Below are 17,064 nucleotides of genomic sequence, written 5' to 3'. Positions count from 1 at the left end.
AAGTAGTAAAAGCAGGAGCATTTTTGCTTCTGCTTTTTTGTACGTTTGATGAGGTTAGTTACTGGTTATTTGAAGAAAGGGTCTTTGAAAAGAGAATAATAACACAAATGACTTTACTTATTACCTTGATATATAGTTAATATTTCTTTAGCTTTTAAATGCAAGTCATCTATTAATTTCTGTGGTTCTAATACTCGCGCATCTTTTCCAAGTCTAAAAAATAACGGGGTAATAAAAGAAATCTCACCTTGGTCAATGTCAGAGTCGATATATCCTGTTCCATCTTCTTTAGTTTCTACAAGCCCTTCAAAACTAGGTACACTTTTACATTGAAGTACACCCTCAATTGATAAAATTACATGCAATCGAATTGGTCTTTTTACTTCATTTGAGCTAAACCATTCTTCTAAATTCATGAACTCATCTTCATTATTTTCAGTGGATAAAATTGAAAGAATACGATCTAGACGATGCAGTAAAATTTTCTGCTTACTAAAATCATAAGCAGGCAAATACCATAGTCCGTCATGAGCATACACACCGATAGGGCGAATATGTTTTGCTTTCATGCCTGTCTTAGACTCATATTGAATATGTAAATTTCTATTTTCAATAGAAGCTTCTAATACATCCTTTAATAATGGTGTATCAATTGTCCTTTTAGGGTTCCAAAAAGCGATATAAGATCGAATCTTATCGACTTTCACTTTAGCATCATTCGGAAGTGAACTATATAATTTATTTTCAACTGAGCTGATTTCTGTATCAAAAGGCAAGTTGCGATAATAATTTAGAGATTGAAAAGCAAAGAATATTGAAACAGCTTCTTCCTCTGTAAATAAAATCGGAGGAAGCAGTCTATTTGATAAAACTGTATATCCTCCGTTCCGACCTTGCACAGCATAAATTGGTAAACCCATATCGCTCAAGTCCAATATATATCGATGAACTGTACGAATGGAAATTTTAAATTCATCCGCTATTTCTTGTGCAGTGAACTTTCGTTTTGCATTGGCAAACATAAGAATATCTAGTAGACGCTTCGCTTTTGACATTTTTTCACCTTTTCTTTTTAACTATGCCATTACTTGTCATGTTTTAACGTTAGTATAGTTTATACCTAATGATTTTATCAATAAGGGATAAACTAAAAATAAAAGGAGACAAGATGATGGCACGAGAAATTATTTTATATATTGGCGTTAGTTTAGATGGATTTATTGCTACGGAAGATGATGATCTGCAGTGGTTAGAAGAAGTTGAAGGGGAGGGTGACAATGGATATGCAGCAATGTATGAAACAATTGATACAACGATTATGGGTAAAAGAACATATGACTACGTTATGGAACACGCTGATGCATTTCCATATCCTGATAAGAAAAACTATGTATTTACTACCTCTGAACAAGGTTCAACTGAATATGTAGATTTTGTAAAAGAAGATGTAGTTGAGTTTACTAAAAAATTAAAACAACAAGAAGGCGCTAAAATTTGGATGGTTGGTGGTTCGGGTATACTCGATGCTTTTATTAAAGAAAATCTAATTGACGAATATATTATAACTGTCACACCCCATATATTAGGGTCTGGCATTCCATTATTTAAAGAAAATAACCCACAGATCAATTTGACTTTAATAGATACAAAACGTTTTGGACAATTTGTCCATATACATTATATAGTGAAATAACTAGTATTTATTCGTTTGTTATTTTAAAATATTATTAAGAACAGGGCACTTCTATCAATTATAGAAAGTGTCCTATCGTATTTTGATTAATATGCATAAATATACATAATCAGTAATTAATGGTTTTATTTAGAGCTTTTCTATTAATATCTATTATCAAACAAAATGTCGAAATAAGCAATAAACAATAACTTTAAAACAAGCGGATGTAGAATACATGATTTCAAGTACAGAATTTATAATATAGCGTTCTTTTTTGTTTAATTATGGAGTAATTTCAATATTTATAGATGTTGTTGTAATCGCAGGTTTTTGTCTTCGTCATTTTTCGTAAGCTTTATTATTTTGTCATTAAGATTAATCTTGGAAATAATTGATGTGACTTATATGTGAAATAAAACTCTACATAGTATATAGCTATCTGTTATCCATCCATTAAAAGCGTTATGCTATACTAGATGAATCATCAAAGCAGTAGAGAAGGGAATTTTCAAATGAACGGACAAAATCGAAGTGACGTAAAACCTGGACTTGTCGTAGATATTATCTTGAAGAAAGATCAACGAACAGGTATTAAAACGAGAGGTGTCGTAAAGGATTTATTGACGAATTCTTCTTTCCATCCTCATGGTATTAAAGTTCGTCTTACAGATGGTCAAATTGGCCGTGTATGTGACATCATCGAATAAATTAAAAAGCTGGGAATGACTGATATGGTCATCCCAGCTTTTTATTTTGAATTAGTTTTGAAAACAAATGCTATATTGTCATGGCTTTATTCATTGTATTCTGTTGTAAAACTGTATAACGTTCCATTTTGATTTGACTGTAAAGTATATTTTATATTCAATGACCTAGCTATATCTTCAATAATTTTTAAACCTAGCCCTGTATTATTACCATCGGTATTGAAACCAATTCCATTATCTTGGAATGAAATAATATTATTGTCTACGATAATTTCTAGTTTTGTTGCATTTGAATGTTTTAAAGTATTTTGGAAAATATTATCGAACAATCTTTGAATCCACAAATCGTTACTTATCCAAGTGAAATCTATAATTTGTGAGCTATAAATCAAATCAATATCATGAATGCTATACAAATAACCCCACTTCTTGCACATGATTTCTAATAAATTATTCATATTCACTTCATCATTTAGGATATAAGAATTCTCCAACGATTCAGTAGAATTAATATTCAGTTCATTTGTTAAATCAGAAATGTATTGTATTTGTTGGTAGAGTGATTCTAGTATAGGTACTTGATCGGTAAATTGATCTTCTAGATAAAATAATTGTAATCTAACGGTAGTTAACGGTGTATTAATATCATGCCTTAATTTATTTAAAAGTTCTTTTTTTGTTTCTTCTTTTTGCTTTAGTTCTAATTCTCTATACGTTGTTCTTTCGATTAATATATTTACAGACTTGATTAGTTCACCTATTTCATCATCTCTATTAACTACTATTTTTTCAGGGATTTTTTCATCACTAGCTAATTCTCGAATGGTTTTATTCAAAATATTAATTTTATTTAATAATGAGTTAATAGATCTCGAAAATAAAAAGGCAAGCAAAAATAAGGAGATCAAAAATACGAACAGCATGGTTGGATACGCAAAAGATTCATGAAAAGGGATGTCTCGATGTTTTGATTTAAAAATAGCGTTATAAATTATTGACATAAGCACACTAATCACTAGTAACAAAAAGGGCACACTAATAATTGCAGAAAATAGTAATATTTGATATTTCTTTTTTAATTTCATTTTTTTATATAGGTATTTAATCTATACCCTTCTCCATAAATGTTTTGTATAATCTCACCATTTATATCATTAAGCTTTGTTCTAATTTTTTTCATGTGTACGTTTATGATATTTTGATTTCTATCATCAAGTGGCCATAAATAATTAAAGAAATGTTCTTTTGTCAAAATTCGATCTCTATTATCATATAAATAAAAGAATATTTTTCTTTCAATAGAAGTAAAAGAAACTTCGCTTGTTAAGTTTTTATTAAAAACCCTAGTAAGTTCCGCATCAATATACAAATGTTTGATTTGTGTAAAAGTACCGTACTGATTCTCTAGCATTTTTTGCATTCTTAGTAACAACTCTCTAGGATCAAATGGCTTTGTCATATAATCTTCTCCAACTGTCAATCCTTGAAGTTTGCTATCAATATCCTGTCTTGCTGATAGAAAAATAATCGGGATATTTAAGCCTAAGTTTTTTATTTTTTTGGTAATTTGATAACCATCTTCACCAGGTAACATGACATCCATTATAACTAAGTCTATTTTATGGATTACATCTAGTACTTCTTTACTGTCTGTTTTCCAACAAACATTATACTCTTCGCGTCGTAAAATCTTCTGTAGTAAATGACCAATCATAAGATCGTCTTCAACAATTAATATGTTATATTCTTTCATTATTTTACCTTCCATTATCAAAATTTAAATCAGCTAATCTTTCTCAACTTTATTATTAATAAAATCCTTAGCAAGGTTATATATATCATCCGGAGAATATAAATAAATGCTGTGTTTACCTTCCATAGTAATCACATCTGATATTAAAAGTTGTTCTGCAAACTCCTTATAATCTTTATTTTTCTGCTTTGTATATTTCGAGTTTTTATTTTCTTCAGTAATCGCATCTAAAAATAAAATAGGTGTTTCTGTTGGTATCGGTAGGGCAACTGATTTTTTACCATTTTCGTATACCTGTAACAATTCTTGTTCCATATTGTTATTAAAAAACTGTTTATATGAAATGGCTTTAAATACTTCTTTTTCATCTTCAGTTAAAAAAGACTGTTTAATTACTTCGGGATTAAATGTTAAAGAAGGAAAGAGTCGATGAAAACCCATTTTCGATAAAAGATTCATTCCTCTTACTGTTAATGAATCAACTAGGCTCATTTTATGAGTTACATATTGTTTTGGTAAACCAATATCTAAAGCAATGATTCCTTTCACTTCATTTGGGTATTTTTGTGCCCAGTAAATAGCTTCTAATCCAGATAAAGAGTGTGGGACTAATATATATGGAGGTTTATTTCCACTCTGAATAAGTGAGCTTCTAGTTTGTTCTAATATAGTATCAATATTTCTGTTATCGTTAAAAACATCACTGTGACCATATCCAGCTCTATTAATTACAGCAATTTTATTTTCTTTTGAGAATTTACTGTAAAGACCTTTCATTTCATATACAGGAGCAGCTACCCCGGAGCCGGGCATAAATACATACGTATCCTCACCTCTACCTTCGATGTAAACATTAATTTTTTTACTATTAAAATCGACTAACGTACCTGCATTTTTAATTAGTGCCGACTCTTTCTTTAATAAATAATTATGATAGGTAAAAATCGATACGGTTACTAGTATCATAAGGATAATGAACAGAACAAATAGTTTTTTTAATACTTTAAATATTTTTCGCATAGAATTCTCCTTTCGATTGATATTGAAAGGATATAATATAAAAATAAATTTCTAATAAATTTTCTAGTAATTAATTTTCATGATTTACCAAAGAGAAACTAGGTGAGATGATTATTGGATTGCTCACTGAAAAAATACAATATGAAAAATAGAACAATGTTGTAATTACATTACCACAATAATACAATTTCTAATGGATTTTTTTCACAAAAAAACCCATTAGATAATAAAAATCCAATGGGAGATAGCTATACAATGTTTATTCTGTTGAATATCTTATCCCAAAAATGCACTTGAGTATTCAACTACACCTGAAACATTACTAAGTGCGTTATCACTTAATTCTAATGCCATAAATGCCTCATCTGGCACTTCAAAAGGTGCTTTAATTTTCCATGTTGATGCTTTTTTAAATCCGAATTTCGGATAATAGTCTGGGTGTCCTAATACGACAACGGAATTGTAGCCAAGTTCTTTTGCTTTTTCTAGTGAAGTGTTTATTAAAAGCTTGCCAATGCCTTTATTTTGATATTCAGGTAATACAGAAACTGGGGCAAGTGCAAGAGATTCTGAAGATTGATCCTCGTGGATTATATTAATCTTTGTTATGAGAATATGCCCTATAACCTCATCATTATCAAGCGCGACAATAGATAATTGAGGGATAAACGCATCCGATTTTCTTAAACGACCTACTAGCTCATGTTCTGTTTTATCACTAAATTCCATGTTCCCAAATGCTTTTTGTACAACATCTTCTGTAACTCTATAATCTGAAGATTGTTCTTGTCTAATTGTTATGTTCATTTTTACAACTCCTAAATACATAGCTTTTCTTATATAGACCTTTAGTTTAGCATAATTCTTATAGTGTTCAATCTGTATGTAAGCGGTCTTGTTTATAAAACACATTGCATTTGATGAAACAAAATTGTTCGCTTTTTTTATAAAAAATTATAGTTTTCAGTAAAAGGTGCTCACTTATCAGAGCGCCTTTTTAGTATAAATATTTCACAATAGGTCATAAATAAAATGCGTGGATTAAATGACTCGTTTTGCAACCTAGGAGTGAGCCGTAATGAAATTAAACATACTTTTGGAACATGTAGATAAAGCTGTGAATTCACATCTTCTTGATATTGATGTAGATATAAAAGGAATCGCGACAAATTCTTCTTTAGTACGTCCTGACGACATTTTTGTTGCAATTCCAGGTTTTCGTGTAGACGGTCATCAGTTTATAGATGCCGCTATTCAAGCGGGAGCGAGTGTAGTGGTTGGAGAGAAAGACTTGAAAGACTTGGTCGTACCTTATGTTCGAGTATCAAACAGTCGTTTAGCACTAGCACAAATGGCGTGTCAATTTTATGGTAACCCTTCACGAAATAAAATTGTAATTGGAATTACTGGCACGAATGGTAAAACCACAACTACCTATATGCTTAAGTATATTTTGGAAAACTGCGGAAGATCGTGTTCTTTATTTGGTACAGTCCAGAATGTTGTTAATGGAAAACCCTTACCTTCTGTCAATACTACCCCCGATGCACTAGAACTTCAAAAGCAAATTGCCATGAGTGAAGATGAATTTATCATAATGGAAGTTTCATCACACGGTCTATCTCAATATCGAGTAGAGGGTGTGGAGTTTGATTATTGTTTATTTACAAATTTAGATAAAGAACACCTTGATTATCATAAAGATATGGAAGCTTACTTCTCTGTGAAAGCAAGCTTGTTTGATCAATTAAAGCCAAATGGATTAGCTATTATAAATCAAATGGACAATTGGGGGAAAAAGCTAGCAGATCTCTTAACTTCAAAAGGGTATCAAGTATTTTTGGTAGGCGACCAAAGTTACCATGACCTACAAATCATTCATTTACAGTCAGGTATATCGACAGTTTCTTTTAAAGGAAATCAAAGTGTGGAATTAAGCCTCAACATATTAGGCAAACATAATATCCTAAATGCTTCTATGGCTTTTTTAACTGCTTTATTGATAGGTATTCCACAACAAAAAGTTGTTTATGCATTAGAAAAATTTCCGGGAGTACCCGGTAGATTTGAAATGCTACAACATCCTAATGGAGCTACGGTTGTAATAGATTATGCTCATACAGCAGATGCTTTTTATCAATGTCTTCAAACAGCAAGAGAGGAAGGAGCTAATCGTGTTTTTCACGTCTTTGGGTTTAGAGGAGACAGGGATAAGGAAAAAAGACGGGATATGGTTAGTGTTTCCAAAGAAATAAGCGATGTTCATATTCTGACATTGGATGATTTGAATGATGTCCCTTATGAAGAAATGGAGCAGGCTCTCTATGCATTAAGAGATGGAGGCTATGTCATTTCTGATCGAACAATAGCGATAAAAGAGGTATTAGAGCATGCCCATAAAGGAGATTGGGTTTGTATAACAGGCAAAGGGGCAGAAGATTACCAACAAAAATTTCGTTTGCCAACTGCCTCTGATAAGGAAACAGTCGAGTTTCTTTTTCAACAAATTGATCAAGAAACAAATGGAGGATTTGAGCCGCTTCATTAATGGAGAATCAACAACTTGAAAGAAATTGATATTGTTAAATGCAATTGGAATTTGAGGTATAAAACGAGATGCAATTTTCCTAAACGATGTAAATATAAGCTTTCTCAAAAATTAAATAATTTTAAAATATTTTGTCCAAAAATGTATAACGCATCAACTGAAATAAATAAACTTATTAAATTTAATTAGAGCATGTTAAAAACTCCTTTTGATTGAAATTTAATCAAAAGGGGTTTTTTATTTATGAAAATAATTATAATGTGTATTTGCTAGTTTTAATATAAATAATAGTTGACTAAAGCCACTTTCTAATTTAAAGTAAATTTAAAATTCAGAATAGGATGAAAATTTAGAAATGAGCGAAAAAATAATACAAGATATAAAAAAGTTTAATCGTTTTTACACACGTCATATGGGTCTTTTTAATATATACACTGATGAAAGTCCTTATTCAGCTACGGAAGCATTAATTCTATTTGAAATCTCCAACAAGAAAGACTGTACAGCAGCATATTTATCAAATTATTTTCTATTAGACAAAAGTTATATTAGTAGAATTCTTAAACATTTTGAACGAGATGGTCTTATAGCAAAGAAGCTTTCTGAATTGGATCGTCGTATTCAACATATAGAGCTCACAGATATAGGAGAGGAGGCATTAAAAACACTTGCTGATAAAGCTAGTAACACTGTTCAAAGTATGATTGATAAAATTTCTGAAGAAGAAATCGAAATCGTAGTTGAATCGATGAAAAAAATCGAAGAAATATTATATTCAAAAACTCAATAAGGGGGAGCATCGTTATATGAAAAAAAGCATCTTTGTTTTATTAGCATTAAGTTTATTGTTAATGTTATCTGCTTGTACTGAGGGTACGGCAGGGACGAGTAATTCAGGTAAAGAAGGTAACACTTCCTCATCAAAAAAAGATAGCCTTGTCATTGCATTTGAAGCCGATGCTGGAACTTTAATGGCAAATACAGACGTTAATTATGTAACTGACACACAAATTCGTAATGTCTATGATGCCCTTATTGGTCGGGATGGTCAATCTGGGGAATTCGTCCCTGAGCTTGCTGAAAAATGGGAAAACGTAGATGAATTGACTTGGAAATTGAATTTAAAAGAAGGAGTCAAATTTCATAATGGAGCTGATTTCGATGCCAATTCAGTCAAATTCAGCATTGACTACATCTTGGACGATGCGAATAAATCATTTTATAAATCTCGATGGGTGGACGTGAAAGAAGTGAAAGTTATTTCACCGTTGGAAGTTGAGATTAAAACAAGTAAGCCTTTCCCAGGCATAATTCAACGTATTGCTGAAGATTTACTAATAATGGAACCAGGCTATGTTAACGAAGTAGGAACGGAAATAGCAGCAAAAAAACCAGTAGGAACTGGAGCCTATAAATTTGTTGAATGGTCTAGAGATAACTACTTGAAATTAGAAGCTTTTGAGGATTATTGGCAAGGGAAACCACAAATTAAGACATTGGAGTTCCGTTATATCCCAGAATATAGTTCACGTTTATCTGCTTTCTTAAGTGGAGAAGTAGATTTGTTTAAAAATATTCCAGTGGATTCAGTTGCGAAAATTAAAGGTGACGATAAATCGAAAGTAGAAGAAGTTGCATCAGCACGTATTAATTACCTTGCTTTAAACACTTTTTTTGATGGTCCACTAAAAAATGAAAAAGTTCGTCAAGCATTAAATTATGCGGTGGATGTAGATGAATTACTCAATTCGGTTTTGAATGGCCATGGGACAAAAATGACAGGTCCGCTTTCAGAAATAAATTCAGCCTACATTGAAACCAAAGGCTATGATTACGATAAAGAAAAGGCAAAAAGCTTATTGAAAGAAGCAGGATATGAATCTGAATCTTTAACTTTAACGTTGGATACACCAAATGGTCGTTATCCCATGGACTCCCAAGTTGCTCAAGCTATTGCTGCTCAATTACAGCGAATTGGTGTGAAGGTCAATGTTCAAGTGAACGAGTGGGGAGCACATTTGGAAAAAATAAGAAATAGAGAAATGGGTGACATGTTTATTCTAGGATGGGGTCCAGCATTCGATCCGCAATCTACAATTGAAGATCTCTTCACAAAAGTTGCACCGTACAGCAGTTTTTATGACAAAGACATTGAAACAAAAATTTATAAAACAACCGCTTTGTTTAATGAAGAGGAAAGACTTGATGGATTTGCTGAACTTCAAAATAGTTTAGTTAAAAAAGCTGCTTGGGTTCCTTTATGGCAACAGGCAGACTTATATGCTGTCCGAAAAGACTTGAATTTCAAAGCTCGAGTGGATGAGAAAATGCAAGCGTATGAGATGTCATGGAATTAAAAATTCTATTATTAATTGGACGAATTAAGAGGGATTTGTTGTTTCCCTCTCTTTTATTAAATAGGTAATAAATATTTATCTGATTTAAGGGGGTTGAGTATGCTTGATTTTATAATCAAAAGACTGATTCAAGTAGTGGTTGTTGTTTTATTAGCGCTTACAGTTGTATTTTTTCTAATACGTTTATCTGGTGACCCAACAGCTTTGTTCTTACCCCCAGATGCTTCAAGGGAACAAATTGAGGAATATAGAGAAATGTTGGGGTTTGATCGTCCAATATATATTCAATATGGGGAATTTATGGTGAATGCGGTACAAGGTGATTTTGGGCAATCTTTACGTAGTAGAGAAGATGCTCTACCACTTGTATTGAGTCGTTTACCTGCTACATTTCAGTTAGCAATATCAGCATTAATTCTTTCCTTATTGATTGCCATTCCGCTAGGAGTACTTTCTGCTTATAAAAGAAATTCAGTTTTTGACAGAATTAGTGTCGCTTTAACTGTACTAGGTCAAGCTGTCCCAAGTTTTTGGCTAGGTCTAATACTCATCTACTTTTTTGCTGCTCAACTTAACATACTTCCTTCAGGTGGTGCAGGTTCAATAGTACATTTGATTCTTCCGATGATAACTCTAGCGGCTTATAGCGTAGCAAGGTTTACTCGCTTCACTAGATCCACCATGTTGGATGTGTTAAGAAAAGATTATATCCGAACTGCGAAGGCTTCCGGGGTGCCGACTACTCGATTAGTGGGGCGATACGCACTTAAAAATTCACTAATTCCAATTATCACGTTGGTAGCGCTTGATTTAGGTACCTTGCTTGGTGGGGCTGTTATTACAGAAGTCGTTTTTGCATGGCCAGGGGTTGGAAGGTTATTAATGCAATCCCTTATGAATAGAGATTTTCCAATCGTACTTGCTGGAGTATTTATCGTAGCCCTAATTTATGCAGTGATTAATTTCATTGCGGATATATTGTACGCATATGTTAATCCGCAAATTCGAGTAAAGTAGGTGAGTGAATGACAGTAGATTTTCCAAAAGTACCTCATACAACAAAGATACGGAGTGTTAGAAAAAATAAACAATCGGCAATAACAGCGTTTTTCTTAAATCTAATGAGAAGTTGGACAGGAATTATTGGATTTATCATTATATTAATCTTGCTATTAATAAGCATTTTCGGTCAGTGGATTGTTCCTTTTGATCCTCTTCTTGCAGATTTCAGTAAAAAGTTGTTACCTCCTATGACTGGAGGCCATCTGTTAGGAACGGATCAGTTAGGAAGAGATATATTTTCTAGAATAATTATGGGAGCAAAAATATCCGTAATTATAGGTTTAAGTACTGTGCTTATTGCTGGTACATTTGGAACAATTGTTGGAATCATCTCAGGCTACTTTAGGGGATGGGTTGATGTTGTATTAATGCGTATTGTTGATGTCCAATTAAGTTTTCCTTTTATTCTATTGGTTTTAGTAATTAACGCCATTATAGGATCAGGTCTTCGAAATATCATTATCTCACTAGCAATTGGAGGCTGGGTTATTTTTGCCCGTGTCATTCGGAGCGAAGTTCTTGCATTACGTGAACAAGAATTTATAACTGCATGTGTGGCAACCGGTGTTTCAAAATTTGGGATATTGTTCAAACACATTCTTCCTAACTTATTTACACCAATTATTATCCTGTCTTCCCTTCAAATTGGGACTTATATTATTGCAGAAGCCTCTGTAAGTTTCTTGGGTTTTGGTGTTCAACCTCCAGAACCAGCATGGGGCAATATGTTGAATGAAGGTAAGGATTATATTTTCAGTTCGTGGTGGCTTATCACATTTCCGGGAATCGCCATTATGATTACTGCTCTGGGTGTTAACCTTTTTGGAGATTGGCTCCGTGATACATTGGATACGGAATTGAAGGGTGAATAGCAAGGAGGGATGATTGTGATGGAAAAAATCTTGCAAGTAAAAGACTTACGTATTCAATTTAATAATGGCAAAGAAAATATCCAACCTATAAGAGGTGTATATTTTCATGTGAATAAAGGAGAAACCCTCGGGATTGTGGGTGAGTCAGGATGCGGGAAAAGTGTGACATCCCTATCTGTTATGGGACTTCTCCCTCATAAAACTAGCGAAATTGTTTCTGGAGAAATTCTATTCAATGATAGAGATTTATCGAAATTAACTGAAAGAGAGTTTCGCAAACTACGCGGGAATGAGATTTCAATGATATTCCAAGAACCCATGACTTCCTTGAATCCTGTATTTACAATTGGTAAACAACTGAGCGAACCTTTAAGGCAACATAAGAAGATGTCTAAATCTAAAATACGAGAAACGATTATTGCAGTTTTAAAGCAGGTGGGTCTTCCGAGAGCTGAGCAGATTATCGATGAATATCCACATCAATTGTCTGGAGGGATGAGACAAAGGGTGATGATTTCACTTGCTTTGTTGTGTCAGCCTAAGCTCATGATTGCAGATGAACCTACAACAGCTTTAGATGTTACGATACAAGCCCAGATATTAGAGTTGCTGAAAAATATTAAAAGAAAGAATGATATGAGTTTAATACTGATTACCCATGATTTAAGTGTTGTTGCAGAAATGTGTGATCGTGTAGTCGTAATGTATGCTGGTGAAGTGGTAGAGGAGGCAGAAGTAAATGAATTATTCGATCAACCTTTGCACCCATATACCCAAGGACTTATACAATCATTGCCATCAAATAATAAAAGAAAGAGTAAACTGTTTTCCATCCAAGGACAAGTACCAAAACCCTCTGAAATTAAAGAAGGTTGTGTATTCGCAAATAGATGCCCATTTGTATTTGGAAAATGTTTGACAGAAACTCCTCCATCTTTTCAAAAGGGAAAGCATATTAGCAAATGTTGGCTTCAGGATCCAGAGGGAATGGAGGTGAAGCGCATTGGAGAATCAAGTACTGTTATCAGTTAAGAATTTAAAAAAGTATTATGAAATTTCCCAGGGAATGTTCAAAGAAAAAATTGTAGTAAGAGCTGTGGATGATGTGAACTTTACGGTAATGAAAGGGGAAACCTTTGCATTGGTGGGTGAGTCTGGATGTGGTAAATCAACAACAGGCAGGGCGATATTAAGATTGACTGAACCAACTGATGGAGAAGTTTTATTCAACGGAACAAATTTAGCTTTATTACCGTATGAGAAAATGCGCTCTCTTCGAAAACATATGCAAATGGTATTTCAAGACCCATATGCTTCACTTAATCCGAAAAAAAGTATCCGTCAAATATTGATGGAACCATTAAAGGTTCATAGCAAATTTGACAAAAAAGAATCTTTACAAAAGGTTATTTCGATACTTCAGATAGTTGGATTATCTGAGTATCATTTGGACCGGTATCCTCATGAATTTTCTGGTGGTCAAAGACAGCGAATTGGGATTGCACGAGCGATGATACTTCAGCCAGATTTTATTATTGCAGATGAACCAGTATCTGCTTTAGATGTATCAGTACAATCACAAGTAATCAATCTGATGCTCGAGCTACAGAAAGAATTTGGCTTAACTTATTTGTTTATTTCGCACGATTTAAGCGTTATTCAGCATATGACTGACCGTGTAGCAGTTATGTACTTGGGTAAAATCGTGGAGATTGCGAAAACAGAAGATTTGTTTAATAATCCGAAGCATCCATATACCCAAGCCCTAATATCTGCAGTACCGATAACTCATCCAAAAGAAAAGAAAGAAAGAATTATTTTGAAAGGGGATGTGCCTAGTCCGGCAAACCCGCCATCTGGATGTACGTTTCATCCAAGGTGCCCATTCGCAATGGAGATATGCAAAACAGAGTTACCAGATCAAACTGAATTTGAAAAAGGTCACACGGTAAATTGCCATTTATATAGCCAAAACAAGGGGGAAATTACGTATGCTATTAGCCATTCCTAAGTATGAATTTAAAGACCGCCAACAAAAGTTTTTTGGGAAATTAGTTGAAAAAAATTGTGATGCTGCGATCGTGTTTTCAGTAACAGATATCTTTTATTTAACTGGTTTTCATTTCCACCCAACTGAGAGACCAATCGGGGTATTTATAGATCCTAACCAAAATGTTCACTTATTTGTACCTGCTTTGGAGCATGAACATGCTGAAGAATACGGAGTTGTAGATTTTGTTCACTCATATCCGGAATATCCAGGAATTAAACATCCAATGGAGTACTTAAAGGAAGTATTAAAGGAGTACGGATTTGAAAATAAAACAGTAGGCTATGATGCTATTGGGTATGGTTCATCAATGGGCTATCGTGGTCAGTCGGTTGATGCAATAATTACCGTCAAAGAATTTGTAACATTAAAAGGTGTTATAGAGGAAATGCGTTATATTAAATCTAAAAATGAAATTGAGCTAATTAAAGAATCTTGTCGTTGGGGTAATTTAGCACATCGATTATTGCAAAAGTATACTAAAGCCGGATTGAGCGAGATTGAGATTACTAGCAGAGCTTCTATGGAAGCTACTATGGCAATGATTGAAACATTAGGGCAAGAATATAAGCCTCACGGAAATACTGCTTATGCTATTTTCAGAGGCCAAATTGGACCACAATCCGCATTTCCGCATGCTGTAACTCAAAATATTGTGCTGAAAAAAGGTGATACTTTAGTAACTGGAGCTGCTTCTGACGTCTTTGGTTATACGAGTGAATTGGAGAGAGTTATGTTTGTAGAAGAAGCAAACAAAGAACAAGAGAGATATTTCCAATACATGTATGAAGCACAAGAAGTGGCGTTTTCAGCAATAAAACCTGGTATACCATGCTCCGCAGTTGAAGAGTCGGTTCAAAAATATTTTAAAGAAGCTGGCATAACAGAACTAACCAGCCATCATACAGGTCACAATATTGGATTACTTGGTCATGAAGCACCATTCTTTGATTTAGGAGATCATACGGAAATAAAGCCTGGAATGGTATTTACTGTGGAACCTGGAATTTATGTAAAGGGACTAGGAGGATTCAGACATTCAGATACGGTTCTTGTCACTGACGAAGGTATCGAAATGTTAACATATTATCCTAGAGATTTGCAGTCTCTAATTTGTTGATATTACTTTACACTTGGCCATGTTTTGGTCAAGTGTTTTTTTACAATCTATATTCAAAATGCTGAATATACGTCCATTAATCATTTGAATAACTGACGGTTAACATTTGAAGTGTGCTATTCACTCAATTTTCGTGGTACAAAACAAGTAGTGATACATGAGCGATATACATGTCATTCCTATGCAACTTCTAACCTGATAAATTCCATCTCAAACAGAAATAAACTAGCAATTTCTCCGATTCCACTAAACACTTAACTACTGTGATTTCATTATAATTCTATAGAGTTTTTATGTTTTTTCTACAAAATTTTATAATTATCTGTTTAATTACCATTATTGAAATACTTCCAAAAACATATTTTTTTATAAAAACAGGGATAAATTACACTGAAAAAGGTGTATAATGATAAAAATTTACTACATAAATAAAAATTCAACAAATTATACTTATTTTTGTAATAAAAAGTGGGGTATATTTAATTATAAAGAATAAGTATTTATATTTGTTAGAGTGTAAGTTTACTTCATTTCTATTTTTTGGAGGAAAAGAAAGATTATAAATATATATAATTTTATTAAGGATGAAATAAATGAGTGAAGTTTTATTATATACGAGTGTAACCCTTTCGATAATCATTACGATTGCTTTTGGAATTGAAAAAGTCTTTGAGAATAGACTTTTTCAGATGTTATGCTTAGGTTTAATTTTTATTATAGGAATTCTGGTGTTGATTAATCTTTTTATAGCCAAACAAGAAGGATTATCGAATTTAATTCGTAGTTACTTTGTATTAATGCTAGCTTTTTTATTACTGAATTTTATGTCTGCACTAGTAAGTGTGAAGCGTGCAATCATTTGGGGAACCTTATGGATCTTCATTAGTTTTGTTTTATTAATATCTTCATAGAATAAATGAAGCAAACATGATGATATATAACATCATAACTTGTTTATAATGTTAATCATTTACATAGAAGCGAATTAGATTAAATATTGAAAATAATCACAAAATAGGTAGGATATTAGTTCTTATTTCAAAACTTAATTATTAAAAATTAACAAATAAAACCTTAAGGTATTTACTTTTCAATTAATGACAAATTATCATATCCTTAATCCAAATTATTTATGATAAATAATTTAAAAAGTTTATTTTTAAAATAATGGGGTATATTATAAACCGAGAAGTAAATTCAGAAGGGATGATTGTAAATGAAAAATTGGAAAATGGCATTAGGGGTACCACTTTTATTTGGTATGTTGTACGGTTGTGGCTCTGATAAGGCAACAGATGATACGGGTGGCACAACTGTTAAACAAGAAGAAACGGATACAAATACAAATACCGACACAAATACAAACACTGATACAAATACTAATACGGACACTAACAAAGATACGAATAACAATGGACAAGCAGGTACAACTCAAAATTTACCTTATAACTTTGCTGAGTTTTCGTTAGATGTGGATTATTCACCGACAGAATCTTATGAAGTTGATTACGAATATGAAACTACGGGTGTGGAAGTTGAGCTAGATGATGACCGCAATAATGTAAAGCTTAGAGGCGACGAAGCTTTGGCTAAGTTAGAGCCTATGTTTAAGAAGCTTAAATTTGATGCATCTACACCAAATGATGAAGTAATCGATCATGTGATCTCTGTCTTTGGCATAGACAAAAACTATACTTCGTTTGAACTTGAAGTGAAATTCGCAGATGGAACAGAGAAGGAATATAATAAAACAAAATAAGCTAAATTAGAAAAGCTTCACAAGTTTTTTGTACTTGTGAAGCTTTTTTTTGTGGGAAAATGGGTGCCGATCTCAATTTTGAGTGCATAACGAATTTATTAGTCATAAAAGGAAGTGTCTCCTGTATACTAGTTAGAGGAA

17 protein-coding genes are annotated in these 17,064 nt (G+C 32.9%); 12 read left to right on the top strand and 5 right to left on the bottom strand.

Annotated features, from left to right (window positions below; translation table 11 throughout):
* Positions 1-113 precede the first annotated feature (113 nt).
* Positions 114-1,055 (bottom strand): helix-turn-helix transcriptional regulator, encoded by a 942-nt coding sequence (locus MHH85_RS11760; protein ID WP_340707215.1) that lies wholly within the window; start codon positions 1,053-1,055, stop codon positions 114-116.
* A gap of 116 nt (positions 1,056-1,171) precedes the next feature.
* Here MHH85_RS11760 and MHH85_RS11755 point away from each other — a divergent pair, with 116 nt between their 5' ends.
* Both MHH85_RS11755 and MHH85_RS11750 read left to right on the top strand, forming a co-directional pair.
* Entirely contained in the window at positions 1,172-1,693 is a 522-nt protein-coding gene (locus MHH85_RS11755; RefSeq protein ID WP_340707214.1) for a dihydrofolate reductase family protein, read from the top strand.
* Between the two features lie 494 nt (positions 1,694-2,187).
* Entirely contained in the window at positions 2,188-2,382 is a 195-nt protein-coding gene (locus tag MHH85_RS11750) for a YwbE family protein (protein ID WP_038189444.1), read from the top strand.
* A gap of 86 nt (positions 2,383-2,468) precedes the next feature.
* Here the strand turns inward: MHH85_RS11750 and MHH85_RS11745 are convergent, their stop codons facing one another.
* From MHH85_RS11745 to MHH85_RS11730, 4 genes are all read right to left on the bottom strand, one after another.
* The gene (locus MHH85_RS11745; protein WP_340707213.1) at positions 2,469-3,467 is read right to left on the bottom strand and encodes a sensor histidine kinase; all 999 of its coding nucleotides are present in this window, start codon (positions 3,465-3,467) and stop codon (positions 2,469-2,471) included.
* A complete protein-coding gene (locus MHH85_RS11740; protein ID WP_340707212.1) occupies positions 3,464-4,135 on the bottom strand; it encodes a response regulator transcription factor in 672 nt (223 codons plus the stop codon). The genes MHH85_RS11745 and MHH85_RS11740 overlap by 4 nt, the downstream gene beginning before the upstream one ends.
* A 33-nt stretch (positions 4,136-4,168) precedes the next feature.
* Positions 4,169-5,155: an alpha/beta fold hydrolase gene (locus MHH85_RS11735; RefSeq protein WP_340707211.1), complete on the bottom strand. Its 987-nt coding sequence runs from the start codon at positions 5,153-5,155 to the stop codon at positions 4,169-4,171.
* Positions 5,156-5,431: 276 nt separating this feature from the next.
* Complete coding sequence (locus MHH85_RS11730) at positions 5,432-5,962, bottom strand: GNAT family N-acetyltransferase (RefSeq protein WP_340707210.1); 531 nt, start codon at positions 5,960-5,962, stop codon at positions 5,432-5,434.
* A 271-nt stretch (positions 5,963-6,233) separates the two neighbouring features.
* On the opposite strand from MHH85_RS11730, the gene MHH85_RS11725 reads away from it, so the two are divergent.
* From MHH85_RS11725 to MHH85_RS11680, 10 genes are all read left to right on the top strand, one after another.
* Positions 6,234-7,703: a UDP-N-acetylmuramoyl-L-alanyl-D-glutamate--2,6-diaminopimelate ligase gene (locus MHH85_RS11725; protein ID WP_340707209.1), complete on the top strand. Its 1,470-nt coding sequence runs from the start codon at positions 6,234-6,236 to the stop codon at positions 7,701-7,703.
* A 355-nt stretch (positions 7,704-8,058) separates the two neighbouring features.
* Positions 8,059-8,493 (top strand): MarR family winged helix-turn-helix transcriptional regulator, encoded by a 435-nt coding sequence (locus MHH85_RS11720; protein ID WP_340707208.1) that lies wholly within the window; start codon positions 8,059-8,061, stop codon positions 8,491-8,493.
* Between the two features lie 16 nt (positions 8,494-8,509).
* Positions 8,510-10,060, top strand: a complete 1,551-nt coding sequence (locus tag MHH85_RS11715) for an ABC transporter substrate-binding protein (RefSeq protein WP_340707207.1) — start codon at positions 8,510-8,512, stop codon at positions 10,058-10,060.
* A 99-nt stretch (positions 10,061-10,159) separates the two neighbouring features.
* The gene (locus tag MHH85_RS11710; protein WP_193739277.1) at positions 10,160-11,077 is read left to right on the top strand and encodes an ABC transporter permease; all 918 of its coding nucleotides are present in this window, start codon (positions 10,160-10,162) and stop codon (positions 11,075-11,077) included.
* Between the two features lie 8 nt (positions 11,078-11,085).
* Entirely contained in the window at positions 11,086-11,994 is a 909-nt protein-coding gene (locus MHH85_RS11705) for an ABC transporter permease (RefSeq protein ID WP_340707206.1), read from the top strand.
* Between the two features lie 18 nt (positions 11,995-12,012).
* Positions 12,013-13,026 carry an ABC transporter ATP-binding protein gene (locus MHH85_RS11700; protein ID WP_340708164.1) on the top strand — a complete coding sequence of 338 codons (1,014 nt, stop codon included), beginning with the start codon at positions 12,013-12,015 and terminating at the stop codon, positions 13,024-13,026.
* Positions 13,027-13,060: 34 nt separating this feature from the next.
* Complete coding sequence (locus tag MHH85_RS11695; RefSeq protein ID WP_340708163.1) at positions 13,061-14,005, top strand: ABC transporter ATP-binding protein; 945 nt, start codon at positions 13,061-13,063, stop codon at positions 14,003-14,005.
* Positions 13,986-15,164 carry a M24 family metallopeptidase gene (locus MHH85_RS11690; protein WP_340707205.1) on the top strand — a complete coding sequence of 393 codons (1,179 nt, stop codon included), beginning with the start codon at positions 13,986-13,988 and terminating at the stop codon, positions 15,162-15,164. The genes MHH85_RS11695 and MHH85_RS11690 overlap by 20 nt, the downstream gene beginning before the upstream one ends.
* Positions 15,165-15,757: 593 nt before the next feature.
* Positions 15,758-16,075, top strand: a complete 318-nt coding sequence (locus tag MHH85_RS11685) for a hypothetical protein (protein ID WP_340707204.1) — start codon at positions 15,758-15,760, stop codon at positions 16,073-16,075.
* Positions 16,076-16,380: 305 nt separating this feature from the next.
* Positions 16,381-16,923: a YusW family protein gene (locus MHH85_RS11680; RefSeq protein WP_340707203.1), complete on the top strand. Its 543-nt coding sequence runs from the start codon at positions 16,381-16,383 to the stop codon at positions 16,921-16,923.
* Positions 16,924-17,064 lie beyond the last annotated feature (141 nt).

This window comes from Viridibacillus sp. FSL E2-0187, from assembly GCF_038006425.1.
Taxonomy (GTDB): Bacteria; Bacillota; Bacilli; order Bacillales_A; family Planococcaceae; genus Viridibacillus; species Viridibacillus arvi.
This window is presented reverse-complemented; position numbering and strand designations above follow the sequence as displayed.

Bases quoted from the DNA above. Each gene is read 5' to 3' on its own strand.
- MHH85_RS11725 (WP_340707209.1), top strand. From the start codon at position 6,234: ATGAAATTAAACATACTTTTGGAACATGTAGATAAAGCTGTGAATTCA.
- MHH85_RS11695 (WP_340708163.1), top strand. From the start codon at position 13,061: ATGTTCAAAGAAAAAATTGTAGTAAGAGCTGTGGATGATGTGAACTTT.
- MHH85_RS11760 (WP_340707215.1), bottom strand. From the start codon at position 1,055: ATGTCAAAAGCGAAGCGTCTACTAGATATTCTTATGTTTGCCAATGCA.
- MHH85_RS11705 (WP_340707206.1), top strand. From the start codon at position 11,086: ATGACAGTAGATTTTCCAAAAGTACCTCATACAACAAAGATACGGAGT.
- MHH85_RS11715 (WP_340707207.1), top strand. From the start codon at position 8,510: ATGAAAAAAAGCATCTTTGTTTTATTAGCATTAAGTTTATTGTTAATG.
- MHH85_RS11750 (WP_038189444.1), top strand. From the start codon at position 2,188: ATGAACGGACAAAATCGAAGTGACGTAAAACCTGGACTTGTCGTAGAT.
- MHH85_RS11710 (WP_193739277.1), top strand. From the start codon at position 10,160: ATGCTTGATTTTATAATCAAAAGACTGATTCAAGTAGTGGTTGTTGTT.
- MHH85_RS11740 (WP_340707212.1), bottom strand. From the start codon at position 4,135: ATGAAAGAATATAACATATTAATTGTTGAAGACGATCTTATGATTGGT.
- MHH85_RS11745 (WP_340707213.1), bottom strand. From the start codon at position 3,467: ATGAAATTAAAAAAGAAATATCAAATATTACTATTTTCTGCAATTATT.
- MHH85_RS11720 (WP_340707208.1), top strand. From the start codon at position 8,059: ATGAGCGAAAAAATAATACAAGATATAAAAAAGTTTAATCGTTTTTAC.
- MHH85_RS11735 (WP_340707211.1), bottom strand. From the start codon at position 5,155: ATGCGAAAAATATTTAAAGTATTAAAAAAACTATTTGTTCTGTTCATT.
- MHH85_RS11685 (WP_340707204.1), top strand. From the start codon at position 15,758: ATGAGTGAAGTTTTATTATATACGAGTGTAACCCTTTCGATAATCATT.
- MHH85_RS11690 (WP_340707205.1), top strand. From the start codon at position 13,986: ATGCTATTAGCCATTCCTAAGTATGAATTTAAAGACCGCCAACAAAAG.
- MHH85_RS11700 (WP_340708164.1), top strand. From the start codon at position 12,013: ATGGAAAAAATCTTGCAAGTAAAAGACTTACGTATTCAATTTAATAAT.
- MHH85_RS11755 (WP_340707214.1), top strand. From the start codon at position 1,172: ATGGCACGAGAAATTATTTTATATATTGGCGTTAGTTTAGATGGATTT.
- MHH85_RS11680 (WP_340707203.1), top strand. From the start codon at position 16,381: ATGAAAAATTGGAAAATGGCATTAGGGGTACCACTTTTATTTGGTATG.
- MHH85_RS11730 (WP_340707210.1), bottom strand. From the start codon at position 5,962: ATGAACATAACAATTAGACAAGAACAATCTTCAGATTATAGAGTTACA.